25 protein-coding genes are annotated in these 26608 nt (G+C 64.1%); 9 read left to right on the forward strand and 16 right to left on the reverse strand.

Annotation, left to right across the window (positions count from 1 at the left end):
• Positions 1-12: 12 nt before the first annotated feature.
• From gspK to gspG, 5 genes are read right to left on the reverse strand one after another with little or no spacing between them, the layout of a single operon-like run.
• Positions 13-990 carry a type II secretion system minor pseudopilin GspK gene (gene gspK, locus AAF358_15910; GenBank protein MEM7707041.1) on the reverse strand — a complete coding sequence of 326 codons (978 nt, stop codon included), beginning with the start codon at positions 988-990 and terminating at the stop codon, positions 13-15.
• Entirely contained in the window at positions 987-1607 is a 621-nt protein-coding gene (gspJ, locus tag AAF358_15915) for a type II secretion system minor pseudopilin GspJ (GenBank protein ID MEM7707042.1), read from the reverse strand. Before gspJ ends, gspK begins: the two co-directional genes overlap by 4 nt.
• Positions 1604-2017: a type II secretion system minor pseudopilin GspI gene (gspI, locus tag AAF358_15920; protein MEM7707043.1), complete on the reverse strand. Its 414-nt coding sequence runs from the start codon at positions 2015-2017 to the stop codon at positions 1604-1606. Before gspI ends, gspJ begins: the two co-directional genes overlap by 4 nt.
• On the reverse strand, positions 2007-2492 hold the full coding sequence (locus AAF358_15925; protein ID MEM7707044.1) for a prepilin-type N-terminal cleavage/methylation domain-containing protein: 486 nt from the start codon (positions 2490-2492) through the stop codon (positions 2007-2009). Before AAF358_15925 ends, gspI begins: the two co-directional genes overlap by 11 nt.
• Before the next feature lie 2 nt (positions 2493-2494).
• Positions 2495-2923: a type II secretion system major pseudopilin GspG gene (gspG, locus tag AAF358_15930; protein MEM7707045.1), complete on the reverse strand. Its 429-nt coding sequence runs from the start codon at positions 2921-2923 to the stop codon at positions 2495-2497.
• A gap of 60 nt (positions 2924-2983) precedes the next feature.
• On the opposite strand from gspG, the gene AAF358_15935 reads away from it, so the two are divergent.
• A complete protein-coding gene (locus AAF358_15935) occupies positions 2984-3712 on the forward strand; it encodes a 16S rRNA (uracil(1498)-N(3))-methyltransferase (GenBank protein ID MEM7707046.1) in 729 nt (242 codons plus the stop codon).
• A 79-nt stretch (positions 3713-3791) separates the two neighbouring features.
• Here AAF358_15935 and AAF358_15940 read toward each other — a convergent pair whose 3' ends face one another.
• The 10 genes from AAF358_15940 to AAF358_15985 are packed head-to-tail and all read right to left on the reverse strand — an operon-like array spanning position 3792 to position 18272.
• Positions 3792-3983 carry a hypothetical protein gene (locus AAF358_15940; GenBank protein ID MEM7707047.1) on the reverse strand — a complete coding sequence of 64 codons (192 nt, stop codon included), beginning with the start codon at positions 3981-3983 and terminating at the stop codon, positions 3792-3794.
• A gap of 26 nt (positions 3984-4009) precedes the next feature.
• Positions 4010-4468: a PaaI family thioesterase gene (locus AAF358_15945; GenBank protein MEM7707048.1), complete on the reverse strand. Its 459-nt coding sequence runs from the start codon at positions 4466-4468 to the stop codon at positions 4010-4012.
• The gene (locus tag AAF358_15950) at positions 4465-4923 is read right to left on the reverse strand and encodes a chemotaxis protein CheW (GenBank protein ID MEM7707049.1); all 459 of its coding nucleotides are present in this window, start codon (positions 4921-4923) and stop codon (positions 4465-4467) included. Before AAF358_15950 ends, AAF358_15945 begins: the two co-directional genes overlap by 4 nt.
• Before the next feature lie 33 nt (positions 4924-4956).
• Positions 4957-5943, reverse strand: a complete 987-nt coding sequence (locus tag AAF358_15955) for a chemotaxis protein CheB (protein MEM7707050.1) — start codon at positions 5941-5943, stop codon at positions 4957-4959.
• Positions 5943-13943 (reverse strand): Hpt domain-containing protein, encoded by an 8001-nt coding sequence (locus tag AAF358_15960; protein MEM7707051.1) that lies wholly within the window; start codon positions 13941-13943, stop codon positions 5943-5945. Before AAF358_15960 ends, AAF358_15955 begins: the two co-directional genes overlap by 1 nt.
• Positions 13940-14833, reverse strand: a complete 894-nt coding sequence (locus AAF358_15965; GenBank protein MEM7707052.1) for a CheR family methyltransferase — start codon at positions 14831-14833, stop codon at positions 13940-13942. The genes AAF358_15960 and AAF358_15965 overlap by 4 nt, the downstream gene beginning before the upstream one ends.
• Before the next feature lie 50 nt (positions 14834-14883).
• Complete coding sequence (locus AAF358_15970) at positions 14884-16923, reverse strand: methyl-accepting chemotaxis protein (protein MEM7707053.1); 2040 nt, start codon at positions 16921-16923, stop codon at positions 14884-14886.
• 60 nt (positions 16924-16983) lie between these two features.
• Positions 16984-17517, reverse strand: coding sequence for a chemotaxis protein CheW (locus AAF358_15975; protein MEM7707054.1), 534 nt, complete (start codon positions 17515-17517; stop codon positions 16984-16986).
• Positions 17514-17885, reverse strand: a complete 372-nt coding sequence (locus AAF358_15980; GenBank protein ID MEM7707055.1) for a response regulator — start codon at positions 17883-17885, stop codon at positions 17514-17516. The genes AAF358_15975 and AAF358_15980 overlap by 4 nt, the downstream gene beginning before the upstream one ends.
• A gap of 18 nt (positions 17886-17903) precedes the next feature.
• Entirely contained in the window at positions 17904-18272 is a 369-nt protein-coding gene (locus AAF358_15985) for a response regulator (GenBank protein ID MEM7707056.1), read from the reverse strand.
• Positions 18273-18660: 388 nt separating this feature from the next.
• Here AAF358_15985 and gshB point away from each other — a divergent pair, with 388 nt between their 5' ends.
• The 7 genes from gshB to AAF358_16020 all read left to right on the forward strand — a co-directional run bounded on the left by gshB (position 18661) and on the right by AAF358_16020 (position 24457).
• Complete coding sequence (gene gshB / locus AAF358_15990; protein MEM7707057.1) at positions 18661-19614, forward strand: glutathione synthase; 954 nt, start codon at positions 18661-18663, stop codon at positions 19612-19614.
• Positions 19611-20483, forward strand: a complete 873-nt coding sequence (locus AAF358_15995) for an energy transducer TonB (GenBank protein ID MEM7707058.1) — start codon at positions 19611-19613, stop codon at positions 20481-20483. The genes gshB and AAF358_15995 overlap by 4 nt, the downstream gene beginning before the upstream one ends.
• A 229-nt stretch (positions 20484-20712) precedes the next feature.
• Positions 20713-21279, forward strand: a complete 567-nt coding sequence (locus tag AAF358_16000; protein ID MEM7707059.1) for a YqgE/AlgH family protein — start codon at positions 20713-20715, stop codon at positions 21277-21279.
• 41 nt (positions 21280-21320) lie between these two features.
• The gene (gene ruvX / locus AAF358_16005; protein ID MEM7707060.1) at positions 21321-21752 is read left to right on the forward strand and encodes a Holliday junction resolvase RuvX; all 432 of its coding nucleotides are present in this window, start codon (positions 21321-21323) and stop codon (positions 21750-21752) included.
• Positions 21733-22251 carry a bifunctional pyr operon transcriptional regulator/uracil phosphoribosyltransferase PyrR gene (gene pyrR, locus AAF358_16010; GenBank protein ID MEM7707061.1) on the forward strand — a complete coding sequence of 173 codons (519 nt, stop codon included), beginning with the start codon at positions 21733-21735 and terminating at the stop codon, positions 22249-22251. Before ruvX ends, pyrR begins: the two co-directional genes overlap by 20 nt.
• On the forward strand, positions 22248-23243 hold the full coding sequence (locus AAF358_16015; protein MEM7707062.1) for an aspartate carbamoyltransferase catalytic subunit: 996 nt from the start codon (positions 22248-22250) through the stop codon (positions 23241-23243). Before pyrR ends, AAF358_16015 begins: the two co-directional genes overlap by 4 nt.
• Positions 23240-24457, forward strand: coding sequence for a dihydroorotase (locus tag AAF358_16020; protein MEM7707063.1), 1218 nt, complete (start codon positions 23240-23242; stop codon positions 24455-24457). The genes AAF358_16015 and AAF358_16020 overlap by 4 nt, the downstream gene beginning before the upstream one ends.
• 4 nt (positions 24458-24461) lie before the next feature.
• On the opposite strand, the gene yghU is transcribed toward AAF358_16020, so the two are convergent.
• Positions 24462-25340 carry a glutathione-dependent disulfide-bond oxidoreductase gene (gene yghU / locus AAF358_16025; protein ID MEM7707064.1) on the reverse strand — a complete coding sequence of 293 codons (879 nt, stop codon included), beginning with the start codon at positions 25338-25340 and terminating at the stop codon, positions 24462-24464.
• Between the two features lie 106 nt (positions 25341-25446).
• Between yghU and AAF358_16030 the strand changes: the two genes are divergently transcribed.
• Positions 25447-26088 (forward strand): HAD hydrolase-like protein, encoded by a 642-nt coding sequence (locus AAF358_16030; protein MEM7707065.1) that lies wholly within the window; start codon positions 25447-25449, stop codon positions 26086-26088.
• Positions 26089-26608 lie beyond the last annotated feature (520 nt).

Consider the following 26608-nt stretch of genomic DNA (forward strand, 5'->3'; position numbering starts at 1 on the left):
ATGGTGCTCAGTTTACCCCGACTGCTGCGCCGCCACCGCATACCCGCGGCTATAGCGTTCGGGCGCGCGCCAGCGAACCGTAAACCGATTGCCCAGCTGAACGATCAGGCTCTGAAAGCGCCGCGTTCGTCCGTCGATCTCGATGAGGCCGCGCGCCAGAAAGTGTTGGCTGTCCAGGCTCAGAAGTTGCTGCTGAAAATAGGTGATAAGGGTTTGCTGGAAGGGCCGTACCTCCGGGTGATTGAGGAACGCGTTGATCGACTCAAAATTGGCGCGGCCATTTTGAAACAGCGACTCTGCCACCGGCCGGGTGATCAGGGCATCGATGGACATCAGCACCGGCACGGTGGCGGTATTGACGTTGATCGGCGTCACCTGAGAGGCCGCGGGCAAAACGCTGACGTGAGGCTCGAGCGCGTCGAACACCGGCGGGGTCACGCCGTCGATCAGGCGCAGCTCAGATAGATCCACAAAAGGGGCGTTGGCGGCGCGATACGGCGGCTGACGGCGGCCATAGCTGTCGTCTTCCGCGCCGTCCCGCTCGTTGGTACTGTCAGCGTCGATCCAGTCGACGCAGCGCCGCGCGATCGCCGGATCGAGCGCCAGCGCCGTCAGCAGCCGCTCGAACTGCGCGATCCTCGCCGACTGGCGAACGCCGTCCAGCACCAGATTGTTGAGATTGAAGCGGCCGTCCAGGTCCGTCATGCGACCGGTCAGGCGCCCTTCGTCCAGCGTGATGACGGGCAGTTCGCTCGCCCAGGGCTCGACGTAAGAGTCGCGCCCGGCGGACTCTTGAGCGTCCAGGCGCAGCGCCTCGATGGCCCAAAGTTCGAGCCCCCGAGCGTATTGATAGCCTCGCTCCACGGCCAGCAGATTGCCCGTACGTCGGATGTCTAGCTGCATGCGCTGCGCCATGGAGACAGCGATGATCGACGCCAGCGAAACAATCAGCAGCGCCGTCACCAGAGCAACACCACGCTGGCCGGTCACCGCCGCACACCCGCGACGGTATCCAGGGCAAACACTCGGGTGATCGCGCCAAATTGTGGGTGCTCCAGCTCCACGCGCAGCGCGTCGGGCAGCGCCGGCGCGGGCCCGCCATTGGCCGGCGGCCAAACGTCGAGCCAGCGGCCGTTACGGTGATACGTGATCGACAGCCGCTCCAGCCCGTCCAGGAGCTCCCGTTCGTTAACCGGCGTGGCCGCCGAGCGATCGAGGCTCGCCCACTGCAGCCGCGTCAGGGTGCCGCGCTGCCAGCGATACTCCACCCTTTGCAGGCTGGATCGTGGCGCTGCCGCCGGGTTGGCCCAGCCGGCTCGCGTCAGCGCGATGGCGCGACGCGTCCCGAGCAGTGAGGGCACCGGATCGCCGTATTGGTCTCGCACCGGGCGAGCCACCGGGTAACGGAAGTCCTGTTCGATCAGGCGGATCGCGCGCTGCAGGTCCGCCCGCTGCTGAGCACTTTCCTCAAGCGCCTCGCCGGCGCGCAGGGAGCCGCCTAACCCCCCGTAGGCCATCACCGACAGGGTGGCGAACACCGCCAGCGCGACCACCAGCTCCAGCAGCGTGAAGCCATCGGACGCTGGGCGAGGAGCAAAGGTCCTCATGGGCCCGCCACCGCGCCCACGGCGCTCGGCGCGGGGCCCGCGACCGCCTGGGGCATGAAGCCAGACAGCGAGACCACCTGCTGCTGGCGCCGCGAGTCGGCAAACACGGCGACGTCCAGCCGCAGAATCGAGTCGACTTCGGTCTGCGCAACGTTCATCTCCCAGTACCAGCGCTGGCGCCCCATCGTGGTCTGGCCCTGACGTCGGCCGACGTTGAGACCGGTCGGCTCAAGCCGGGCCAGCTCGATCGTATTGCTCGCTACCCAGCCGGCGAGCGTCAGCTCGTCCAGGGCCATCGCGGACTGAGCGTGCTGGACGCCCAGCCGGGAAATCGCTGCAAGGCCCACGGACACCACGACGAGCGCGACGAGCACTTCGAGCAGGGTAAAACCCCGCTGACTAGCCGGCATCGTCGGGGACCAGTCTGCCGCGATCGTCGATGGTCACGAGCATCCGGACGGCGTCTGCCACAACGGCCGCGCTGAACTCACTGATTTCGCCCGCCGAATCACAGACCACCTCCGGCACGTCGGCCAGCTCCGAGCGCGCCTGCGGCAGCGATACCTCCAGCGTCAGCGGGGGCTTCAGCGCCTGGGGCTGGAACAGCTTGTCTTCCCGAGGCACCCAGGCTTCGCCGTCCCACCAGTAGAATTCGTAACCTTCTTCGACCAGCCGAACGCCGCCTTCACGCCCGAGAAGCACCGACTCCTCGCAGTGTTGATTCACCAGGTGGATCAGCAGGCGACGGGCGTCCGCCGCTTTGGCGGCAGGCCCGGCCAGGGAGCTGGACAGCAGCATGACGCCGGCCAGGACGGCCATGATGATCGCGACGACGAGAACCTCAAGGAGGGTAAAGCCGGCCTGCTTTCGTGGCCGAAAGATCATGGTTACTGCTGCCAGTTGCCGATGTCGGCCGCCAGCCCCTCACCGCCCGGCTGGCCGTCCGCGCCCAGGCTGTAGATATCGACCTCGCTGCGGCTGCCCGGGTTGGCGTAACCGTAGTCGTTGCCCCAGGGGTCTTTGGGCAGCCGCTTGAGGTATCCCCCCTGCTTGTAGTTTCGGGGCTCAGGGTAGCCGCCGGGCGCACTGACCAGAGCCTGCAGGCCCTGCTGAGTGCTGGGATAAAATGTGTTGTTAAGCTTGTAAATCTCCAGCGCCTGCTCCAGGGTGCGGATATCGGTCAAAGCGGCCTGCCGGCGCGCATCGTCGGTGACCCCGCCCAGGTTCAGCACTACCACCGAACTCAGGATTCCGATGATCACCACCACAACCAGAATTTCAATCAGGGTGAAGCCCCGGTTTTTACGTTGTTGCATAACAGCCCAGGTCGATCGTTTGGAGGCCTCAACCATACTTGAGAAGGACACCCCGCGACAATGAGACGTCAGCGGCTTTTCCTGGCCGATGCCCCCGCCAACGGCGGCTGGACGCTGCCAGAAAAGCGGGCACACTACCTGCGCCGCGTGCTGCGCCTGAAGCCCGGCTACCAGGTGACGGTTTTTAACGGGCGAGGACAGCAGTGGCAGGCGGCGCTGGCCGACGCGACGGGCCAGCGCCTCGAGCTGCTGGAGGACCTCGGCCTGACCCCGGAGCAGGGGCTGGGGACGCTGCTGATTCAGTGCGTCGGCCGCGGGGAGCGGATGGATTATGCGCTGCAGAAAGCGACGGAGCTGGGGGTCCGTGAGGTCATGCCCGTCAGCTCCGAGCGGACCGAGGTGCGGCTGTCCGGTGATCGCGCCCAGCGACGCCTGGAACACTGGCAGGCGGTGGTGGTCCAGGCCTGCGAACAGTGCGGCCGCAGCTGGGTGCCGCAGGTCCAAGCCTTAAGCGCGCTGGACGAGGCGCTCTCCCAGATTGACGCTAGCTACGATGTTCGCCTGGCGCTGACGCCGGATGGGGACCCGCTGAGCCGTGGTCAGTCAACACCGAACGGTCTGGCGGTGCTGATTGGGCCGGAAGGTGGACTGAGCGACGCGGAGCTGAGAGCGGCGCAGCGTCAGGGGTTCGCCGCAACCGCCTTGGGCCCGCGCGTTCTGCGCACCGAAACCGCCGGCCCGGCGATGCTGGCAGCGGCCCAGGCGCTGTGGGGGGATTTTGCGGCCTAGTGGCCTAGTGGGCTAGTGGGCCGCTTGAAAAGAAAGGTAAGTTCAGCGAGCGTGTCGGGCGTCAGGCCAAGGCCCAAGGTCAAGGCGATGGGTCGGGGTCATAGCCGTAGCTATGGCCGCGGCGGATCAACGCCGGCATGGCGCCTGACACGCTCGCCCTGCGGGTCGCCACCTGGGCCCGCCTGGCGGCGTTGCGAGCCTTGCCAAGGGCTGCGGCCATTGGCGGCGGCTCGCGCCTTGCCAGCCAGGCCCAGCTGGCGACTGAAGTCACCTTTCTCTTCAAGCAGCCCACTTGCGCTACTGCATGGAGTCCGGGAGCCGGACGGCCAGGACTTCTCCCCGCACACACTCGGTCTCGCCAACGTTCACGGTCACGTTGACCCGCACCTTTCGTTCACCGATCTCCAGCGGACGCGCCCGCAGCTCCAGCTCCGGCCCGAGCGGGGTTGGCTTCAGGTAGTTGACGGTTAAGGATCCGGTGACAAAACGCGGCATCTCCTGTCCATGGTCATCGCTTCCAAGAGACGCCGCGGCGGCCGTGCCAACCCCGTGGCAGTCAATCAGGGACGCGAGCAGGCCACCGTACACAAAACCGGGGACCGCCATGTGCTCGGGGCGAGGGGTGAAGCGTGCGACCCACTCGTCACCTTCAGGAATGCTGCGGACCTTGAGCCCGGATTTGTTGTTCCGGCCGCAGCCGTAGCAGTAGCTGACCGATTCCGGATAGCGGTCCTGAACCGCCTCGGGCGTGGTCACAAAATTCCCGCCAACCGCTCTTCGATCCCGTCCAGATCCGGGACAAACGCTGCCTCGTCGTTCACGCTTACGACGTGGCTGACACCCTCCGGCAGGTCTTCCTGATTGCCCTCGAGCAGCAGATTTTCCTCCGTGATGGTGGTCAGCCGGGGAAAACCCTGCGCCAGCAGCGCCATGTACGGCATGTTGGCGCTGCCGCCCAGCGCCTTGAGAATGGCCACTTTGGCGCCGGACGTGTTTTCGTTGGCAGCCTGCCCGGCCATCAGCGAGAACGACACCAGCGGAATCCGCCAGCCGCGCCAGGTGATGGTGCCCAGCACCCACTCCGGCGCGTCAGCCACCGCCTGGGGATCACCGTAAGTAATGACTTCGGACACGGAGGCGTTGGGCAACAGGATTTTGGCGTCGGTAAGGGGAATCATGACCCCGCGAATATCTGCCGCTAGCTGGACCATGGCGTTATCCCTCGTTGATTGGTGCTGTTCATGCTAACCGCTCAGCCGCTGATTGAGCTGGCGGGCCAGCTGCGCCGGGGGCAGGGTGTGGTTTACCGGGCCGTCACGCATAGCGCCCTCTACCATCGAGGCCACCACGCAGGATTCTGGGTCCTGAACCCAGAGCTGACCGCCCGATTCCCGGATCGCGCTGGCGCCGGCAACGCCATCACTCGCCATGCCGGAGAATATGATGCCGTGCAGGCGCGAGCCGTAGCGCTCCAGCAGGCCGGCGATCACGTCGTCGATGCAGGGTGAGTACTGCGGCGGCGTTGGATAGTCGCTCAAGACCACCCGGCCTGCGGCGTTGAAGCTCATTATCTGACCCACCGGCGTCACCAGCACCTGGCCCGGAAGCAGGGTCATCCCGCTGCGGGCCAGGCTGACGGGCAGTGCCGACACCTGGTTCAGCTGCTCGGCCAGCGAATCGACAAACTCCTGACCGATGTGCTGGGCCAGCAGCAGGGCCGCCGGGCATTCCGGACTGAGTTCAGCCAGAAAGCTCCGGACCGCCTCAGGCCCCCCGATCGAAGCGCCCAGCAGCCAGACCTCAAAGGTGTCATTGGCCGCCAGCGGCGCCTCGTCTGCAGGCAGCTGAGGATTGGGTGGGAGCCAGCGGCCGGTGCCGCTGATCTTGGCCGCAAGGTGGCGCAGCCAGCGGGCCCGGTCGGGGCCGTCAAGCTGGGCACTGGCGGCCGCATCGTTAATGACCAGCCCGCGCCGACCCTGCTCCGCCAGCACCTGTTCTAAGATGGCGGGCTTGCGATCCAGCAGCGGTTCGAGATTGAGCAGGAGCACGTCGGCGGGCAGCGCGTCGACGGCGCCCGCGGCAAATTCACTAAAGCGCAGCTCTGCGGTCAGTGTCGCCCCGGCGGCCGATACGGCCGCCACGAGCGCCTCGCGATGCGCGGCCTGCTCGTACAGCACGGCGACGGTCGTGGCAGCGCCCGAGACTCGGGAGTTGCTGGCCGTATTCGCCATCAGCCAGCCGCCTTCACCTCTTCCAGGAGCTCGCGTACGTTGCTCAGCAGCTCAGCTTCCTGATAGGGCTTGCCCAGATAGCGGTTCACGCCGATCTCCATCGCCCGATCCCGGTGTTTATCACCGGTTCGCGAGGTGATCATGATGATCGGCACCTGCTTGAGGCGCTCGTCGTTGCGCATGTGCGTCGCCAGTTCGAAACCATCCATCCGCGGCATTTCGATATCGAGCAGCATTAGGTCGGGCACCGCATCTTGAAGCTGTTCGACCGCGTCCACCCCGTCTTTCGCTGTGGTGACCTCCATGGCATGCCGCTGCAGCACGCGCGAGGTGACTTTGCGCATCGTGATCGAGTCGTCCACCACCATAATGGTCGGCGGCCGATCAACCTCTTGCGGCGCCGGTTCGTCGGGGGCCGCAGCCGCCTCGTCCGGCCCCAGCCGCAGGGCCGCTCCCCGGCGCACCAGCGGGCCGAGATCCAGAATCATGATCACGCTGCCGTCGCCGAGAATCGTGGCGCCAAAGATGCCGGGAATCGAGCTGATCTGTGGACCGACCGACTTAACGACAATCTCGCGGCTGCCTAGAACGGCGTCGACGCGAATGGCGGCCCGCTGATCGCCGATGCGCGACATCAGCACCGGGGTCATGTCGTCATCGGCGCTCTCGCGTCGCTCCAAGCCCAGCAGCACGGCCAGCTCCTTCAGCTGATACTCCTCGCCCGTATAGCTGTAGCTGGTTTCGCCTTCTTCTATGCGGCGGTCAAACTCATCCCGCTGCATCCGCACGACACCCTGGATACTGGTCAGCGGTACCGCAAAGGTGCTGTCGCCGACCCGCACCATAATGGCGTGGGTGACCGCCAGGGTGAACGGCAGGCGGATCGTAAACGTGGTGCCCTGCCCCTGGTTTGAGCTGATATCCAGCGAGCCCCCGAGCTGTTTGATCTCGCTGTTCACCACGTCCAGGCCGACGCCGCGGCCGGCAACCTTGGTGACCTCATCCGCGGTCGAGAAACCGGTTTCCAGAATGAATCCGTAGAGATCGCGGTCGGTGAGCTCGGCGTCCGGCTTGAGCATGCCGCGCTCGATCGCCTTGGCTCGGACCCGCTCGTGGTCGACGCCGCCGCCGTCGTCCGAAACGGTGATCACCACTTCGGTCGCTTCACGCGCAACGTTCACCTGGATCGTTCCTTCCGGCGTCTTGCCGGCGCGGTCTCGATCCTCCGGGCCTTCCAGACCGTGCGCCACGGCGTTGCGCAGGATGTGCTCCAGCGGCGCCGTGATGCGCTCGAGCACCGTGCGGTCCATCTCACCCTGAGCGCCACTCACACGAAGCTGCGCTTTCTTTTCCAGTTCAGCCGTGGTTTGTCGAAGAATCCGTCGCAGCCGCGGCACCAGCGAGTCGAAGGGCACCATGCGGGTGCGCATCAGCCCTTCCTGCAGATCCGAGTTGACGCGCGACTGCTGCAGCAGCAGCGTTTCGGATTGGCGCGTCAGATCATCCAGCATGCTCTGAATCGACACCAGGTCAGACACGGATTCAGCCAGGGCTCGGGAGAGCTGCTGAAGCGTCGAGAAACGGTCCAGTTCCAGCGGGTCGAAGGTCTCGTTGAGTTCCTCGGCCTCACGCTGGTAGCGCGACAGGATCTGCGCTTCGGTCTCGATCTCCAGGTTGCGAAGCTGTTCCCGCAGACGGGTCACCGTCTGATCGAATTCCACCAGGTTGAAGCGGAAAGTTCCGATCTGCTGTTCCAGGCGCGACCGATAGATGCTGACCTCGCCAGCGTAGTTCACCAGGTTGTCCAGCAGGTCGGCCCGGACACGGATCAGCTCCTGCTGCGGCCTAGCTGCAGGGGCACCGCTGCGCTGCGCCTGCTGGTCCAGGGCAGTCGGACGTTCGATTTCCGGTGCCACTTGGGGAGCGGGCTCCGGCTCGGCTGTCAGCTCAGCGTCATCAGCGGCAGCTGGCGTCTCATCATCCGCAGCCTCGACAACTTCCGGCTCTTCCTCGACTGCCGGCGTGGTTTCCGCCACCTCAGCGTCATCTGCGACCACCTCAGCGGCTTCCGAGGTCTCTGCTTCGGGCGAAAGCTCTTCCAGCGGGCGTCCGCTGAGCACCGCCTCGATGCGGGCAATCGACAGCTTGCCCGTGGGAATCGGCTCCCGGGAGGAAACCTGGTCGAGCATCTGATGCAGCTGGTCGAAGGCCGCCTCAAGAATCTCTACCGTCTGATCGGTGACCGAGATGCGGTCTTCGACCACCCCTTCGAACAGCGACTCCATGGCGTGACTGAGATCACCGATTGGCCCGAGGCCCGCCATGCGAGCACCACCCTTGAGCGTGTGCAGCTCCCGCTGGAGCTCAAGCACGGGTTCGTTGTTTTCGGCGTTTTCGCGCCAGTCGGCCATCTTGTGGTCCGACTCATCCAGAATCTCAGCGCCTTCCTGCAGGAAGATCTCTAGCAGCTCGTCGTCGATGTCGCCCAGGTCCTCGAGCGCAACGGTCTCGTCGTCGGGGACCGATACCGGCCCCTGCGCTTCGGCCATCTCCTCCCACGCTTCCAGATCGGAGGCGAGCTCAGCGATGGCTTCCGCGGCCTGCTGATCGGCCTCGTCCTCGGCGGACGGGGCTTCGACTGACGCCTCGGCCTCCTCGTCGACCTCGTCCTCGGACTCCGCCTCAGCCTGAGCTTCGGTCGTTTCCTCTAGCTCGGCTTCCGCTTCGACATCGTCGAACGTCGCCTCGGCCGCGTCTTCCGCGTCGGCGTCCTGGAGGGTCTCCTCGACGGACTCCGTTAGGCCTTCGGCGTCGTCAGCGGCGCTGTCCTCGAGCGAAGTTTCGCCAGCATCTTGATCGGCCTCCGGCTCGGCCTCGGCCACCGTTTCATCGTGAGCCTCGGGCTCGCTCTCATCCTCGACGGCCGAATCGTCCGCGGCGGCATCCATCGCCAGCTCGTCTGACGTCTCTGGCTCAGCTTCGATCTCTTCGACGGCGTCCGTCGGCAGGCCCTCGTCGTCCGTTCCTTCGGCAGCGGCCTCCCCCGGCGTCGCCTCGTCAGCTTGCACTTCCGGCTCCACCGCCGCATCGACTGATGCGTCCTCGGATTCCGCTGAGTCGTTGCGGCCCACCGTCTCAGCGATCGCTTCGCTGTCTTCAACCGCGTCCTCTGCGGCAGCGAGCAGGGTTGTTTCGTCGAACGCCAGATCGCCCTCGCCCAGCAGCTCGGGTTCGCCGTCTTCGAGCGTGATGGTGTCCGCTTCGGTGGGGAGAACGGCATCGTCTGTGGCCGAGACCGATGCCGTCTCATCAGCACCACCCTCGAAGTCCAGGGAAGAAATCAGCTCAAGATCGTCTTCAAAACCGCCCTCAGGGATCGGCTGGTCGTCAGACGCCAGTTCGGACTCCTCATCCAGCAATTGATTGAAGCCGTCAGCCGACGGCAGATCGTCGCGCAACGACGTAAGCCGCTCGCTCAAGGGCCGGGTATCCGGCAACGAGAGCGCGTCGCTGTCCAAACCTTGGGTGACCTCGTCGAGGAGGTCGGCCGTCTCCTTGAGAGCGGCCAGACCCGACTCGCCAGGGGTGTCTTCGGCCGAGTGCAGCCGCTTGACGTACCCCTCCAGCGGGGCCGTTACGGCGGCGAGCTCTGGTAGCTCTACCATGGAGACCGCGCCATTCAACGTGTGGACCGCCCGCAGCAGTGGTTCGTGCACACGCTCAGGGGATTCGGCGTCCTGGTTGTCGTCCAGGTATCGGCGCAGCACCACCACGTGGTCGGCAATCTCGGTGCGCAGAATGTCTCGCAGCACCGGATCGATCGCTTCGCGGCTGGCGCTCAGCTCCGCCTCGGCCGGCGCCAGATCGTCCCCGGCGTCGGTCGTATCATCCAGCACGTCTTCCGGCACAGCCGCCGCTTCCTCCGCGGCTTCCTCCAGCGCCTCGGGCGGCAGACTGTCCAGGAGCGCATCGATGTCCAGCGCGTCGTCAGCGCTGAGCTCGTCGGCCTCGGTCGACGGCGAGTCGCCCGGCTCAGGTTCAGCCAAGCCGGCCGACTTGAGTTCGGCCATCGCGTCATCAGCGGCAACTTCGTTCAGGAAGGACTCCAGGTCGTAGTCGCCAACGTCATCCGCGGTGCGCTCTAGCCCGAGCACCGCGTCATCATCCAGCGTCAGCTCTTCGCCAAAATCGACCAGCGACAGGTCCTCGCCATCGCCGAGGGCCAGAATCGGGTCGTCTGCGGCTGCCACCGGCGCCTCATCCGGCGACGGCTCATCGCCCACCGAAAGCTCATCGTCAAAGTCCACCAGCGACAGCTCGTCACTCTCATCGTCCGCCGCCAGCGCGTCCTGCGCTTCTGCATCTTCGCCCTCGGCCACAGCCCCAGCCGGGACATCCTCAGCCGCCGAGGCTTCGTCGTCCAGCGGCACCAGCTCCAGGTCGTCCAGCCGGATCTTTTGCGTCGGCAGATCCGCTTCCTCGTCGGCTGACGCCTCAACATCGTCTTCGGCCTCTGCTACTTCGGCAGCCTCTGCCTCCGTCGCTTCACTCGGCAACGCTTCTGTGTCCGGGTCGGGCTCAAGCGTCAGGTCGCCCAGGTCCAGGTCGTCCAGCGACAGATCGTCGTTGTCCGGCGTTTCGACAACAGCGCCCCCCGGCTCTGTGGGCAGATCGTCGAAGCCCAGGTCGGAAACGTCAAAAGCCTCGTCCTGCTCAGCGGCGGTAGTTTCAGCTGCCGGCTCCTCCGACGCGGCCTCGGCCGCCTCACCCTCATCGCTGTCCCCTGGGGTGTCCGCCAGGAGATCGTCGAGACTCAGCTCTTCCAGTCCGAGGTCCGGTTCGTCGCTGACCGCCAGCTCCGCGGCTTCGCCGTCCGGCGTATCCAGATCGAGGAAGTCCAGGTCGAGCGGCTCATCACTCTCGGCGGGATCCCGAGCCTCAGGGGCCTCGTCGCCGACAGGCTCGGCGGTTTCGTCATCGGCCGCCAGCTCTTCCGGCTGCGGCTCGGGACGGCCGGTAGCGGTCACCGCCTCCAGCGACTGACCCTGATCAACACCCCCGTCATCTGGCTCAAGCCCCAGGTCAAACACGGCGCGACCCGCGTCATCACCCGCACCGCTCGGATCCGCCGCCTCTTCGCCCTCGAGGGGCTCCAGGGACAGCTCCAGCGGCGCTGAGGGCGCGGCGTTTTCTTCGACGACGTCCGGATCAGCTTCCTGATCGTCGACCAAAATCAAGTCGTCGTCCGGCGAGAACGACTCTTCCGCCGCCGCCAGCGAAGCCGCTGCGTCGTCGAGCATTTCCAGCTCGCCAACCCCGTCAGCCGGTGCAGCCTTATCGGCCTCGTCTTCCGCGTCTAGGTCGAGGTCCAGATCGAGGCCTTCGAAGGCGGCAGTAACCTCTTCAAGATCCGGCGTCAGGCCTTCCGCTTCCGGCGCCTCGGATATTTCTTCATCGTCCAGCTCAGCGGTCTCGCTCGCCGCCTCGAGCTCAATCGTCTCCGCGCTCTCCGCTTCGACGGACAGTTCAGCTTCAGCTGAAGGCTCGGTTTCAGCCTCAACGGCTTCAGCGTAGGCGGGCGCAGCTGCTTCGTCTGCCGGCGCGCCGGCCACATCAGACAGACTGACCTGTTCGCCCTCAGCCAGCCGTTCAGCGACCTGCTTGATGGCTTCGATGTCCTGCGTCGACCGGCCCTCTCCCTTGACGCCAGCAAGCAGGCCCGGGACCGCGGCCACGGCGTTGTCGAGCAGCTCAAGGACCTGCGGTGAGGTTTCGACGGTGCCGTCGATGATTCGATTGAACAGGTTTTCAATCTGCCAGCTAAATTCGCCGATTGTCAGCGCGCCGACGAGGCGGCCACTGCCCTTGAGGGTATGAAAGGTCCGCCGCAGCGTACCCAGCGCCTGCTCGTCTTCGGTGTCCGACCGCCACTTCGGGTAAAGCTCGTTCAGCGAGGCAAGCTCTTCCTCGACCTCTTCGATGAAGACGTCGCGGATCTCTTCGTCGATATCGTCGGAGATATCGGCAGGGCCGTCGGCAGCAGCCACCCGGGGGGCCGCCGTCAGCGCCGCAGCCGTTTCGATGTTTTGCGCCTCGAGCTCAACGGATTCCGCGGGTTCGAGATCGTCGGTGGATCGTTCGTCCGACGCGGCGGCTTCCGCTTCTGCCGGATCGCTTTCGCTGACCGCTTCATCAGCAGACGCCTGCGGTGGCTCGGGCGGCGGCGCTTCCTCGATGGGCTGGCTGCGCCGCTCGGCAATCGCCTCTTCACCGTAGTAGCCAAGCTGAGTCAGACTTTGGCGAGCAACTTCCAAAATTTTGTCGCGACCGGGCCGATGCTCCCGCACCGCCTCGAGGTAGTATTCGAGACTCGCTACCGCGTCAGCGATGGTGTCCAGATCTTCAGCGCCCGGAACGGTGCGACGCCGCAGCAGCTCAACCTCGGTGTAGGCCACGATGCCCCCGAGCAGCTCCGCCGCCTCGGTGAGATCGAGCATCTTGAGCGCGCCGACAATCTCCTCGAGCAGCGCCGGCGTGTCTTCGATTCGCTTGTGGTCCCAGGGCGCTTCGATGAACTCGACGATGTTTTGCTTGATGATCTGCAGGTTGCCGGAGGCTTCCTTCATCAGCGCGTCGAGGATGCGCCGGACCTCCGACCTCGGCAGCTCAGCGGCGCCATCGGAGTCGCCGTCTTCGCCTTCCTCATCAGGTGCCGGGACGGCGCCTTCCGAGGTGCTGCCCAGCTGGTCGATGTGGTCATCCAGCGAACCTTCCACGTAAAGCAGCGATCCGGCGATATCCAGCAGCAGCGGCTCGTCGATCGAAACGTGGCCAGCCACGATATCGGTCACTTTTTCGCGCTGTTCCAGCACCACCTTCCGCGGCACGCCAAGTCCGAGCATGCCCAGCGTATCGGCCACGCGATCGAGGGTCTCACCCTGCTCGTTGAAACCTTCGACCGTCAGATCGCCCCGCCGCACCTTGAGGTCCAGCGAGTCTTTGACCCGCATCAGATCTTCTTTAATCGCCCCGGAAACCGTACTCAGCAGCTCACGGTTGTGGCCCGACATCGCGCCCTGCGCGTGTTCGAGCTCCGCGGCCTGGGGCAGCAGCGCGGCGAGGCCATACCGCTCCTTGAGGTCTTCGATGAGCTGCGATCCGGCCCCGCCGTGGGCCGCGTAGTAGAGCAGCCCGCGGGTCAGCTCCTGCGCCTCGCCGGAATCAAAAAAGCTTTCACCCTTTAGCGCCAGCCCTTTTATCTGTCGATCGATCTTGCCGATGAGCAGCTTGAGCGCGCCGTTGGGTTTGACCGCACCCATGCGAAGACCGTCAAAGACACCGCTGGCCACCCACCAGAGACGACGACCGTCCTCGTGATGGGTCACCTGCAGCAGCTTGCCGCAGCAAGACTGGAGCCGTTCGATCAGTCCAAAGTCACCATCAGCTCGGAACCACTGAACCAGCGAGGCTTCGAAGGCTTTACGGATTTTTGCGGCCGCGACCCTCAGCTGTCGCTCGCCAAGCTCCGGACTGGGCGAGGCCAGCGAATCGGGCAGCGGCTGCGTCAGATCCGGGGAAAACAGCGCGGTTTCCGACAGCAGCTTTTGACCGCGCGCCGCGCGGAGATCGTTCAGCAGCGGTAGGAGTACCACCGGGATATCCCGGTGCCCGCTTTGCAGCCGCTCGAGATAGTCAGGAAGCTGGACGATGCCGCGCATCAGCATCGCGTACGCTTCCTCCCGGTCGGAGATCTCGTCCTCGAGAAGCTCAAGCGCAACCTGCTCCATCTCCTCGACGACCAGGGCCGCCCCGTAGAGCTCAACCATTCTCAGCGTGCCCTGCACCTGGTGCAGGTACGTTGCGCAGAAACGCATCTGACTCGCGTCGGTCGCATCCTCGACGTACGCTTCCAGCGCCTGCCGGGCCTGTTTCAGCGTCTCATCAAGCTCCTGCTTGACCCAGCTCAACGTGGTGAAATCGATGTCGTCCTGCAATCTCATGTTGAGCTGTCCTCGGCGATCGGGCCGGCGTCGCCGCGGCGGCGGAATGCCAGGGCGCGCCTGCTGTCGATCCGTTCCAGCAGCGGGTTACGCCACTGAGTCACTTCGCCAGGACCGATAATCAGGCAACCGCCAGGCCGCAGGCAATTCACCAGCTGGTCCAGAAACGCTTCGCGGCGAGCGCGGGGAAAATAGATCAGCACGTTCTGGCAGTAGATCAGTTCCAGGCCGCTCATCGGCTGGCGTTCAATGTCGAGCAGGTTGAGCTGCGCAAAACGGGTCCGCGCCCGCAGCGCCGCGTCGATGACAAACTCATCGACACCGTGAGCGCGGCTGTAGTCGCGATAGCCGGCGGGAATCTCGCGCTCGCGATCGACCGAGTAGACGGCGGCGTCCGCCACCTTCAGGGCCGGGCCGCTCACGTCGGAACCGGTAACGGCAAAGCGGAAACGCGGGCGAGCACGGCGCGCATAGTCGTCGATCACCATCGCCAGGCTGAACGCCTCTTCGCCGGTCGCGCAACCGACGCTCCAGGCATGAAACTCCTGCCGCCCGCCGGTGCGAGCCATGTAGGCCGGGAGAATGTGTTCGCGCAGCAGCGCCAGTGACGGCGTATGGCGAAAAAACCGGGTTTCGTGAACCGTGAGCCGATCGACCAGCACGGCCCACTCGCGCGCGCCGTTAGGACCGACCAGCCACTCGTCGTGATAACGCTCCAGGCTCACAAGCTTTAGCTCCGCCAGCCGGAGGCGTAGGTTGGTCTCGAGAAACTGGCGCCGGCTGGGCGGCACGACCACGCCCGTGCGCTGTTCTAACAGCCTTACCCAGCGGTCGAACTCGGCGTCATCCATCACGATCCCGTCGCCGGGTAAGACGCCGGGATTCATCATGATTTGAGCCTGTCCACTGATCATAGAGTCGTCGATTAACCAGCGCCGGATCAGGCCGGCAGCTTAAAGTCCGCTACCGAACGCCGCAGCTCCGCCGCCAGGTCGGCCAGGTGACCGATGCTTTCAGCGGTCTGGCTGGTACCGGCGGAGGTCTGGGTGGTGATTTCCTGAATCACGTTCATGGTGCCGGAGATGTTGGTCGCCGCCGCCGACTGCTGGCGCGCCGCCTCGGAGATATTCTGAATCAGATCCGCCAGGTCGTGTGACACTTTCTCGATCTCGCCGAGCGCCTCACCGGCGTCCTCCGCCAGCCGGGCCCCGTTGACCACCTCGGTGGTGGTTTGCTCCATCGAGATCACCGCTTCGTTGGTATCAGCCTGAATCGTCTGTACCAGCGTCTCGATGCGTTTCGTTGCGTTAGAGGCGCGCTCCGCGAGGCGCTGAACTTCGTCCGCAACCACCGCAAAACCGCGACCCGCCTCACCGGCTGAAGCGGCCTGAATAGCAGCGTTGAGCGCGAGAATGTTGGTTTGCTCGGCGATGTCGTTGATCAGCTCAACGATGTCGCCAATTTCCTGGGAGCTCTCACCCAGCCGCTTGATCCGCTTAGACGTTTCCTGGATCTGCTCGCGGATGTTGTCCATCCCGTCGATCGTCTGGCGCACCACGTCCGCGCCCTTGGCAGCGATCGCCACCGAGCGCTGCGCCACGTCGGCTGACTCGGCCGAGTTCTTTGACACCTCGTCAATCGACACCGCGATCTCGTTGATCGCCGCAGACGCTGAGGTGATCTGCTGCGCCTGGTGCTCGGAGGCCTCGGCCAGGTGCATGGCGGTCGCCTGCGTTTCCTGGGCGGCGGAGGCCACCTGCACCGCGGTTTCGTTAATGGTGGTTACCAGGGAGCGCAGGGCCTCAATCGCGAAGTTGATCGAGTCCGCGATCGCGCCGGTGATGTCTTCGGTCACCGTAGCCTTCACCGTCAGGTCACCCTCAGCGAGTGAGCCCATTTCGTCCAGCAGGCGAAGAATAGCCTCCTGGTTCCGCTGGTTCAGGTCCTCGGTGACCCGGAAGCGGGCACGCTGGTCGCGATAGAGGTACCACAGCAGCAGCGCGATCAGCAGGGCCGCCGCGGCACCGAGACCAAATCCGAGGATCGGCGAGGGAAACAGCTGTTCACCCTCGGTGAGCTCCTCATAACGTTCTTCCAGCTGCTGAGCGTCGCTGAGCAGCACGCCTGAGCCGAGTGAGATGCCGTCGGAAGCCTCCTTGGCACGGAATAGCGTTGCGGCGGCCTCGAGGATCAGCTTGGCGTTGGCTTCGACTTCGTTGAAGACCTGAAACACCGAGCCGAGCCGCTCCAGCGCCTCGGGATTCTGGATAGCGCGGATGCCGAGCTCCGGGCTGCCGTTGAGCAGGCCGGAGAGGATTCCCCGCAGCTGATCCACGTCTCGAGCCAGACCCTCAACGGCCTGGCTGGCGTTCATGGCACCGGACAGGATCTCGGCAATCCGCCGCAGCATCCGCTCCGCCACCTGCTGCTGCCCGGTGGCGAGATAAATCTGCTGGCGGTCAGCGTTAATGTCGGTAAGCACCTTGGCCACGTCGTCCAGACGCTCGCCCATCACCGGCACTTCCCTAGAGAACTGGCCCACCACTTGCGCCAGGTCTGTGACCTCACCACCGGCTTCCAGGATGGTTTGAGCGTCGGTCTTAATGCCCGCCCAGGTGGAATCCACCAGCTTGACGCGAATCTGCTCCAGCGATTCGTCTTTCGGCAGGGCCGTGACGCCGGCGTCGTTGCCCTCGGTCAGTGTTGTCAGATTGATCTGAATCTTGTCCCGGGTCTCGCGCAGCGCATCAAACGCCGCAAACGCGCCGCCCGCCGCCTCGTTGGCGAGCTTAGCGATTTGCTGCGACTGCACCTGAACTTCGGTAATGAGCGCCAGGTGTCGGCGCTGCTGTTCGTTGGCCTGGTTCAGAAAGACGAAGTTGGCTACCAGCAGCAGGATGACCGCCACCAGCAGCGCGCCGATCAGATACAGCCCGGTGTTGCTTTCCCTTGCCTGCAGGGTGCCAGCCGCTGCACTCATAGCGAGCACCTCACCCTGGCATCAACGTCATTGATTTCGCACATGATTCGTTCCCCTTGCTCAGGCCGCGGCCTGCATAAACACCGGATTGTTGACCAGGCGGGTAAAGTCGACCGCGCCCCAGAACTCTTCGCCTTTCAGATACTCTCGGGTCAGGTAGGGTGCAATCGCCTGCTCGGCGTAGTGCCCCGCCTGCGAAAGGTCCTCAACCAGAAAATGTCGCTGTCCCTGGACTTCGTCGATTAACAGGCCCACCACGCCGCCGCTCTGCTGTACCACCAGCACCCGGCTGTATTTGGTGTGAGTGGTGCGACCGCCGCCCAGGAACAGGCAAAAGTCGATGACCGGCACCAGGGTGCCGCGGACGTTGGCCACACCCATGACCCAGGCCTTTGCGCCGGGCACTACGGTGAGTGACGGCACGGTCAGAATTTCCACGATATCGCTGATTTCGCTAACCAGGTTCAGTCCAGCAACCTGGAACGCGATGCCGGACCATGTGCCTTGCGCCAGCGCCTGCTCCGGCAGGCCAACGGCGTGGATCAGCGATCGCTTTTCCACGTCGCGCAACGTGTTAAAGGGAGTATTGCTCACGCGGCCGCCTCCAGTGCACCTTTGATGGACTTGAGAAGCCGCGAGTCTTTGACCGGCTTAATCAGGTAGTCGACTGCCCCCTGCCGCATACCCCAGACCTTGTCCGTTGCGTTGTCCTTGTTCGTGACAATGACAATCGGGATATCGCGGGTGGCCGGATCGCGGCTGAGCTGCCGCGTCGCCTGGAATCCGTTCATGCCCGGCATGATGATGTCCATCAAGATGAGCTGCGGGCACTGCCGCTGCGCCATGCTGATGCCTTCTTCGGCATTTTGCGCGGTGGTGACGTCAAAACCGTGCCGTTCCAGCATGGTACGAAACACATGCAGGTCGGTCGGTGAGTCGTCGATGATCAATATTTGCGCCATGGTCCCCCCAGAGATGGCTTACGTCGACCTTTCCGAATCATCGACGTGACGTCTGATGGCGCCCAGCAGCTCGTCACGGGTGAAAGGCTTGGTCAGGTACTGTTCTGAACCGACAATTCGACCACGGGCTTTGTCGAACAGACCGTCCTTGCTGGACAGCATGACAACCGGGGTTGTCCTGAACACCCGGTTGTTTTTAATGAGTGCGCACGTCTGGTACCCATCCAGACGAGGCATCATGATGTCCACAAAAATAATGCTCGGCTGGTGGTCAGTGATCTTCGAAAGCGCCTCGAATCCGTCGGTTGCGGTCACGACATCACAACCTTCTTTTTTCAGCAGGGTTTCGGCAGTGCGACGGATGGTCTTGCTGTCATCAATGACCATCACTTTGAGGCCTTCCAGGCCAGATGTTTCCGGTGCTGCTTCCACGACTTTCCCCGCTTGGTTCACCGGCCACCACGCCGGCTAGGTTCGGCCTGTTTAACCAATGTTGAGTGGCGATGTCAAGTTATTTGCCTAAGTGTTTCAGACAATTAATATTTTACTTCCCGTGCAAGGGCCCGTTTTCGCTGCGTGGGCGGCCCCCAAAAAGCCGCAATCGCGAGAATCGGAACGGCGGCATCCAGCCTGCCGAATACTTGCACTCGCACTATATCACCGCGAGAATGCCCCGAATGTGAGCGTGCGCAAAATTTTGTAAACCCCTGGCGTCGCAGCGCGCCGCTCATAAGAAGTCCCGTTTTCGGATGACGAAACAGCAAAGGCAGCACTCGTGACCATTTCCCTCGCGGTTGTGATGGACCCCATCAGCGGGATCAACATCAAAAAAGACTCCACCTTCGCCATGCTGCTCGAAGCGCAGCGACGCGACTATCGAACCTACTACGTCGAACCAAGACACCTGTGGGTGGCCGACGGTGAGGCTTTTGCCCGGGCAGCACGGGTCACAGTCCAAGACAACCCTGACCATTGGTACGACCTGGCTCCCCAGGAGACGATCCGCCTGGGCGACGTGGACGTGGTCATGATGCGGAAGGATCCGCCGTTCGACATGGAGTACGTCGCTGATACTTATGTGCTCGATCGAGCTGAGCAGAACGGGGCCCTGGTGGTCAATCGCCCTGAGGCCCTGCGCAACATCAACGAGAAAGCCGCCATCTGCGGCTTTCCCCAGCTCACGCCGCCGACGCTGGTAGCGCGCGACCATCAGGTCCTGCGCGATTTTGTGCTCGAGCAGGGACAGGCGATCGTCAAACCACTGGACGGTATGGGCGGACATCAGATTTTTAAGGTGAGCGCTGAAGACCCCAACCTCAACGTGGTGCTGGAGACGGTTGGTGAGATGGGCCGTCACCTGATCATGGCGCAGGGATTTGTGCCGCAGATCACAGAAGGGGACAAGAGAATCCTGATGATTGACGGCGAGCCGGTGCCTTATGCGTTGGCCCGCATCCCCTCGGATCAGGACTTTCGGGGAAACCTCGCCAAGGGTGGCCGAGGCGTAGCGGTACCGCTGGACTCCGGCGACCTCGCGGTCGCCGAGGCGGTGGGGCCGATGCTGCGGGATGAGGGGGTGCTGTTTGCGGGTCTCGACGTGATCGGCGACCGGCTGACGGAGATCAACGTCACGTCACCCACCTGTATCCGGGAATTGGACGCGGCGCACGGACTAAATATTGCGGGTCAGCTTTTCGACTGTATGGAGTCACACCTGGCGAAACGATGAGCGCGGCAGACCACATTTCCAGCCAGGATCGGCTGAGCGTGACGCTGGTCTTTGCGCTGCTCAGCCACGCGGTCATTATCCTCGGTGTGACGTTCAGCTACGCGGAACCCCAGCTGCCGGAAATGCTGCCGTCTCTCGACGTGATTTTGGTCCAACGCAAAAGTGATACGCCGCCGGAAGACGCCGACTACCTGGCCCAGGCGTCGCAGAAGGGCGGCGGCACCGAGCTGGAGCGAGTCCGCCCCCAGAGCCCGATCACCGGGCAGGTCCCGAAACCCGACCCCGGTCTCGCCCCGGTTCCCCTTGCGCCCGCCAACCCGACACCCCAGCAGGAACAGCCCGCCGAAGTGCTGACCACCCGGCTGGCCGAACAGCAGGTTGCGCCCACCGAAGAGAGCAAGCCGGTCCCTGACCGAACCCAGCCCACCGCCCAGGAGCTGCTTCAGCGCAGCATGGAAATTGCGCGGCTGGAGGCAGAAATCGGGCGCGAGCTGCAGGCCTACGCCAAGCGGCCGCGCCGCAAGTTCATTTCAGCGAATACCCGTGAATTTGAGTTTGCCACCTACATGCAGGCCTGGGTGGCGAAGGTTGAACGCATCGGCAACCTCAACTATCCCGCCGAGGCACGCCAGCGCAAGCTCGAAGGATCCCTGGTCCTGACCGTCGCGGTCAGTCGGGACGGTTCGATCGAAGCGATTGACGTGATCCAGCCCTCCGGCTATCCGCTCCTGGACGAGGCGGCCATTCGCATTGTCCGCATGGGAGCACCCTACGCGCCGCTGCCCGAAAAGATTCGCGACAAGGTGGATATCCTCCACATTACTCGCACCTGGCAGTTCTTGCCTGGGGCGGTGTTACGACATAATTAGTTCAATGTCAGGACAGGCCATCCTGGCCTGCCTGACATCGCAAAAGGAAAACGTCGTTTCCCGTTTGCTTACGCTCCGCGCGACGATTGTCGCGCTGCGCGCCAGCACATCCGTGTGCCGGGTTTTCGCTTTTTCTCACAGTTAACCATCCGTCTGCTCGTTTCGGCCGCATACATCTTGTCTACCTTTAGTTGACGCTATGGTGGCGGTTATGGGCTATGATTTGCGTATGGACGGATCAGCCTATCTGAACGACCAGTTCCTCATTGCCATGCCTGGCCTGGAAGACCCCAACTTCTCACGTGCTGTCACCTATCTGTGCCAGCACAATGACGCGGGAGCGCTCGGGATTACCATCAATCGCGCTTCGGAGCTGATGGTGGGAGACGTGCTCGACCAGCTCAAGATCGAGTGCGAAGACGACGCATGGGGCGATCAGCCCGTGTTGGTTGGTGGGCCGGTGCACCAGGACCGGGGTTTTGTGCTGCACCGGGAAAACGGTCAGCAGTGGAAATCCAGCTTTTCGGTCACGCCGGACATCACTCTCACGACGTCCCGCGACATTCTCGAGGGCCTGGCCGCGGGCAACGGGCCCGAGCACTCGCTCCTGGCGCTCGGCTATGCCGGTTGGGGTGCGGGCCAGCTTGAGTCAGAGATGCTCAACAACGCCTGGTTAAGCTGCGATGCAGATGCCCGAATCCTATTCGACGCGCCGCTCGACGACCGCTGGCAACACGCCGCAGCCAACCTGGGCGTCAACATCGAGACGCTCACCGGCGTCGCGGGGCATGCCTGACAGCACTCCGTGCCGCGGCCTGCAGCGACTTCCGCACTCTGTTGAGTGACCAGTCTTTTCTTTGTTTTGACTACGGCCTGAAGCGTATTGGCGTGGCCACCGGTCAGCGAGTGACGATGACCGCATCCCCACTTGAGGTGATCACGCAGACCGGCGGTGACCAGCACTGGGAGCAGATTGAACAACTCCTGGCAAAGTGGCAACCTGACGCGCTGGTCGTCGGCATTCCGCTGACCGTTGAGGGAGAAACCCAGTCCATGACCCGCCAGGCCAGGAAGTTTGCTGCTCAGCTCGCACAGCGGTCGGGTCTGCGGGTTTTTGAGGCTGACGAACGTTTCAGCTCCAAAGCGGCTCAGCAGCGTTTCCGCCAGCAGCGTGCCGCCGGCGGTGCGCGCCGTTCCCAGGCGGGTCGCGAGGACGCGGTGGCGGCGCAAATCATTCTGGAGGCATGGTTTGCCGACAACCCCGCCTAGTGCCGTCGAAGCGTTAGCCACGCTGACGGAGGCGGTTCGCCTCGGCTTTCGCGACGAGCTGACGCCGCCAGCCCTGGTGGGCATCCACACCGGCGGCTGCTGGGTGGCCGACGAGCTCGGGCGGGCGCTCGGCGTCGCACCCGACCAGATCGGTCAGCTGGACGTCGGCTTTCACCGCGATGATTTTGCCGAGCGCGGCATGCGTAAGGTGCCGCTGCCGACGCGGCTGCAAGGCGATCTCAGCGGTCGCCCGGTGCTGCTCATCGACGACGTCCTGCACTCGGGCCGGACGATCCGAGCCGCGATCAACGCCCTGTTTGAATTTGGCCGACCCAGTCGAATCTGGCTTGCCGTGCTGGCGGACCGTGGTGGCCGCCAGCTGCCGATCTCGCCGGATTTTGTCGGCGTCACCGTCGACGTTCCCGCCGACCAGATGCTGCGGCTCAGCGGCCCGGACCCGCTGGCTCTGACCCTGCAACCCCCGACGAGCTCCCCGTGAAGCGCGATCCCTACGCCAACAATCTGCAGGTTCGCCCCGACGGCACGCTGCGCCATTTTCTGTCGATCGAAGGACTGGACCAGGCGCTCCTGACCCGCGTCCTGGACACCGCTGAATCGTTCGACGCGGCATCCCAAAAAAATGTGCGCAAGCTCCCGCTGCTGCGCGGAAAAACCGTCCTTAACCTGTTTTTTGAACCGAGCACCCGCACGCGTACCACCTTCGACCTGGCGGCCCGTCGGCTGTCCGCGGACGTAGTCAATCTGGACATCAACGCGTCGTCCGCCGTCAAGGGCGAGAGCCTGCTCGACACGCTGCGCACCCTGGAAGCGATGCGCTGCGACCTGTTTGTCATCCGGCACCCCCAGGCCGGCGCCGCCGAGTTTTTTGCACGGCATGTGCCGGAAGGCGTTGCCGTGCTCAATGCAGGTGACGGGCGCCACGCCCATCCTACCCAGGGCATGCTGGATCTGTTTACCATTCGGCGTCATCGGCCCGACCTGGAAAACCTGGTGGTGGTCATCGTCGGCGACGTCGCCCATTCGCGGGTTGCCCGTTCACAGATCCAGGTGCTGAATCTGTTTGGCGTGCGGCAGGTTCGGGTGGTCGGGCCGGCCACGCTGATTCCCAGCGGTGTGGAGCAGATGGGGGTGCACCTCTTTAGCAGCCTCGACGACGCCATGGTGGACGCTGACGTTGTCATCGGACTGCGTCTCCAGAAAGAACGGATGCGCGGTCCGCTGCTCACCAGCAGCGATGAGTACTACCAGCGTTACGGGATCACCGCCGAGCGGCTGGCGCTGGCGCGACCGGAATGTCTGGTCATGCATCCCGGCCCGATGAATCGCGGCATTGAGATCGACAGTGACGTGGCTGATGGGCCACAGTCCACCGTGCTGGAGCAGGTCCGCAATGGGCTCTCGGTCCGCATGGCGATTATGGCCCTGACCATGGGGGCAGGACCCGGCCTCGCGACGGAATCGAGTCCATGAAACAGCGCCTTCAGCGCGGTCACCTCAAAGATCCGGCAAGCGGGCTGGACGCCGTCGCCGACCTGTGGATCGATCAGGGTATCGTCACCGCCGTGGGCGAGCCGCCATCAGACCCCGACGGCTACCAGTCGGTTGACGTCAGCGGGTGCTGGATATTGCCCGGACTGGTTGACCTGGCGGCGCGAGTCCTGGAGCAGCCGGCCAGCGAACTGGCGGCTGCGGCGGCCGGCGGCTTGGCGCACGTCGTTTGCCCGCCGACGGACAGCCTGCCGCTCGATACGCCTGCCAAGGTCCGCGAGCGGCTGGCGAGCGCCGAAGCGGCGCCCGCCGCGGTGCACGTGCTCGGGGCGCTGACCCGCGGCCAGGCCGGCCAGCAGCTCACCGATCAGGCGGCGCTGCGCGCGGCTGGCTGCGTAGGTCTGAGCGACGGCGGCAGGCCGATTGCGGACAGCAAAGTGCTGCGCAGCGCGCTGCGGTACGCCGCCTCTTTGGATCTCACCGTATTCCTTCAACCGATGGATCCCGGCTTGGCTGACGGCTGTGCCCATGAAGGTGCAATCGCGACCCGCCTGGGTTTGCCGGCGGTGCCAGCCGCTGCCGAAACCGCCGGCATGGCCAGGATTCTCGCGCTGGCCGCAGACACCGGGGCAACGATTCACCTGACGCGTCTCAGCAGCGCGGCCGGGGTGGCGATGCTGCAGCGTGCCCGGTCGGACGGGCTGCGGATCACCGCCGACGTTGCCGCCCACCAGCTGTTCCTTACGGAACACGATTTGGTCGGGTTCGATCCGCTATGCCACGTTCAGCCGCCGCTGAGGAGTACCGGCGACCGGGACAGCCTGGTGCGCGCGGTTGTCGATGGCAACATCGACGCTATCTGCAGTGACCACACCCCGTTGCCTGCTGACGCCAAGCTGGCGCCGTTTGGCGATACCGAACCGGGTATCAGCGGCCTGGAAACGCTGCTGGGCCTGGGGCTTCGGCTGACCGAAGACGGCCACCTTTCGCTCGCCAAGCTGCTCGAGCGTTTGACGGCAGGCCCGGCCGGAATTATCGGCCTCGAGCCGCCGGCCATCCGACCAGGGGCGCATGTGGTGGTCTACGATCCGTCGGAGGACTGGTCTCCCTGCGGCGAGCGTTGGCGTTCAAGCGGGGGCAACACCCCGCTCAAACACTGGACCTTTCACGGCCGCGTGCGCGTGCCGAGTTCGTAAAGAGCTAGCCCTCTTCCTGCGGCAGCTTGTCGGCCGTGCGGGTCTCAAAATCCTCCGCATCGTGCCGCTCCGGCAGCTGCTTTTCAGGCTCACCCCAGGTGCGATTCACCATGCGGCCGCGCTGCACGGCATCCCGTGCGCTGATTTGGTCAGCCCAGCGAATCACGTTCTTGTACTCGTGTACGCTGAGGAATTCGCCGGCGTCGTACATGAGGCCGTGCGCGGTCGCGCCGTACCAGGGCCACGTCGCCATATCGGCGATCGTGTACTGGTCACCCGCCAGGTACTCTCGATCGGCCAGGTTCCGATCGAGGACGTCCAGCTGGCGCTTGACCTCCATCGCGAAGCGGTTGATTGGGTATTCAAACTTCTCGGGCGCGTACGCATAGAAATGCCCAAAGCCACCGCCGAGGTAGGGCGCGCTGCCCATCTGCCAAAACAGCCAGCTGAGGGTTTCAGCCCGCGCTGCGGGGGCCGCGGGAAGAAACTCACCAAACTTCTCCGCCAGATGAACCAGGATAGCCCCCGACTCGAACACCCGAGTCGGCGTGTCGGTGCTGTGATCGACGAGCGCCGGAATCTTGGAGTTGGGATTAGCGCTGACAAAACCGCTGCCGAACTGGTCACCCTCAGTGATGCGGATCAGCCAGGCGTCGTACTCCGCCCCGCTGTGCCCGAGCGCCAGCAGCTCCTCCAGCATGATCGTGACCTTGACGCCGTTTGGCGTGGCCAGCGAATAAAGCTGCAGCGGATGTTTGCCGCGGGGCAGCTCCTTGTCGTGGGTCGGACCGGAGATCGGCCGATTGATGTTGGCGAACTTGCCGCCGCTCTCCTGCTCCCACTGCCAAACCTTGGGAGGCGTGTACTCCGTGCTGCTGCTCATGATTGCGGTTCCGGATTTTCCGTTTAAAGAGGGTTAGACCCGCTATTAGACCATCTGCTTGCACCTGTTTGGGTAAACTGCCGCGCTGAAATCTTGGAGCTGCTCTGTGACCACACCAAAGCCCATTTTTTTTGACCTGGACGGCACCCTGACCAACCCAGAAAGCGGCATCGTCCGGTGTATCGAATATGCGCTGGATCGGCTGGCGGTGCCCTACTCATCCGACGATGACTTCCGCCGATTCATCGGACCGCCGCTCAGAGCATCGTTTGCAAACCTGGTGGGTGAAGAGCTGGCGGACGAAGCCGTTCGACTCTACCGCGTGCGGTTCGATGACTGCGGCTGGCGGGAAAATGATCCCTACCCCGGTATCTCCACGCAGCTCCAGGCGCTCAGAGACCGAGGCCACACCCTCTTTGTCGCCACCAGCAAACCCCAGGTTTTTGCCGACCGCATCATCGACCATTTCGAGCTGCGGCCGTACTTCGACGCCGTCTATGGCTCCGAGCTGGACGGCACTCGCAGCGGCAAGGTGGACCTGCTGCGGCACGCGCTGGCGGAAACGCAATCGCCTCCCGGCGCAACCATGGTGGGAGATCGGCGACATGACGTGGAAGGCGCGCGAGCCAACGGCCTGCGGGCCGTCGGCGTGACCTATGGGTTCGGCTCAGCACAAGAGCTGACGGAAGCCGGCGCTGAACTACTGATCAACAGCCCGCAGGCAGTAGCAGAGGCTCTCTTGGGATAAAAAAGAGTGGGTCAGAGCGGACCTGGATACTGCGGTGTTCTCACCCCGGTACAGGTATGTACCGGCATTTTCGATGGCTGCAAGCCGTCGAAAATGTGAGCTAACTAAAAACCACGCTTTTTAGTTAGCGACGCCGAAAAAGCCATGGATGGCTTTTTCGGCGAGAGTGCCCTGCTGGGCCAATAGAGTGCGTTTCAGAGCCCCGTTGGGCGCCAAGAACAAGGCGCATCGCGCCGCCGATGGCCGTAGCCCTTGGCAAGCGGTGCAACGCGGTTATTGGCGCCCAAGGGGGCTCCCTTCGGGCGCGCACCACAAGGCCCTGGAGCGGCGTTGCGAGCCTTGGCCAGGGAACCACCCTGGCCGGCGGCTCGCGCCTACCTCCAGGGCCTTGTGGACACGCGCTGAAATGCAATCTATTGGCCCAGCAGGGCACTACAGCATCCCAGACTCTTCTTCGGAGTCGACGAGGCCGATGCCGTCGAGGCCTTGAGCGAGCGTCTTCGCGTCGCCACCCTGCGAC

This window comes from Pseudomonadota bacterium (assembly GCA_039033415.1).
Lineage (GTDB): Bacteria > Pseudomonadota > Gammaproteobacteria > Xanthomonadales > SZUA-38 > JANQOZ01.

Coding starts and splice junctions, on each gene's coding strand:
- gspJ (MEM7707042.1), bottom strand. CDS start 1,607: ATGAGGACCTTTGCTCCTCGCCCAGCGTCCGATGGCTTCACGCTGCTG.
- gspI (MEM7707043.1), bottom strand. CDS start 2,017: ATGCCGGCTAGTCAGCGGGGTTTTACCCTGCTCGAAGTGCTCGTCGCG.
- AAF358_15925 (MEM7707044.1), bottom strand. CDS start 2,492: ATGATCTTTCGGCCACGAAAGCAGGCCGGCTTTACCCTCCTTGAGGTT.
- gspG (MEM7707045.1), bottom strand. CDS start 2,923: ATGCAACAACGTAAAAACCGGGGCTTCACCCTGATTGAAATTCTGGTT.
- AAF358_15935 (MEM7707046.1), top strand. CDS start 2,984: ATGAGACGTCAGCGGCTTTTCCTGGCCGATGCCCCCGCCAACGGCGGC.
- AAF358_15950 (MEM7707049.1), bottom strand. CDS start 4,923: ATGGTCCAGCTAGCGGCAGATATTCGCGGGGTCATGATTCCCCTTACC.
- AAF358_15955 (MEM7707050.1), bottom strand. CDS start 5,943: ATGGCGAATACGGCCAGCAACTCCCGAGTCTCGGGCGCTGCCACGACC.
- AAF358_15960 (MEM7707051.1), bottom strand. CDS start 13,943: ATGAGATTGCAGGACGACATCGATTTCACCACGTTGAGCTGGGTCAAG.
- AAF358_15965 (MEM7707052.1), bottom strand. CDS start 14,833: ATGATGAATCCCGGCGTCTTACCCGGCGACGGGATCGTGATGGATGAC.
- AAF358_15970 (MEM7707053.1), bottom strand. CDS start 16,923: ATGAGTGCAGCGGCTGGCACCCTGCAGGCAAGGGAAAGCAACACCGGG.
- AAF358_15980 (MEM7707055.1), bottom strand. CDS start 17,885: ATGGCGCAAATATTGATCATCGACGACTCACCGACCGACCTGCATGTG.
- AAF358_15985 (MEM7707056.1), bottom strand. CDS start 18,272: ATGGTCATTGATGACAGCAAGACCATCCGTCGCACTGCCGAAACCCTG.
- AAF358_15995 (MEM7707058.1), top strand. CDS start 19,611: ATGAGCGCGGCAGACCACATTTCCAGCCAGGATCGGCTGAGCGTGACG.
- AAF358_16000 (MEM7707059.1), top strand. CDS start 20,713: ATGGACGGATCAGCCTATCTGAACGACCAGTTCCTCATTGCCATGCCT.
- AAF358_16020 (MEM7707063.1), top strand. CDS start 23,240: ATGAAACAGCGCCTTCAGCGCGGTCACCTCAAAGATCCGGCAAGCGGG.
- yghU (MEM7707064.1), bottom strand. CDS start 25,340: ATGAGCAGCAGCACGGAGTACACGCCTCCCAAGGTTTGGCAGTGGGAG.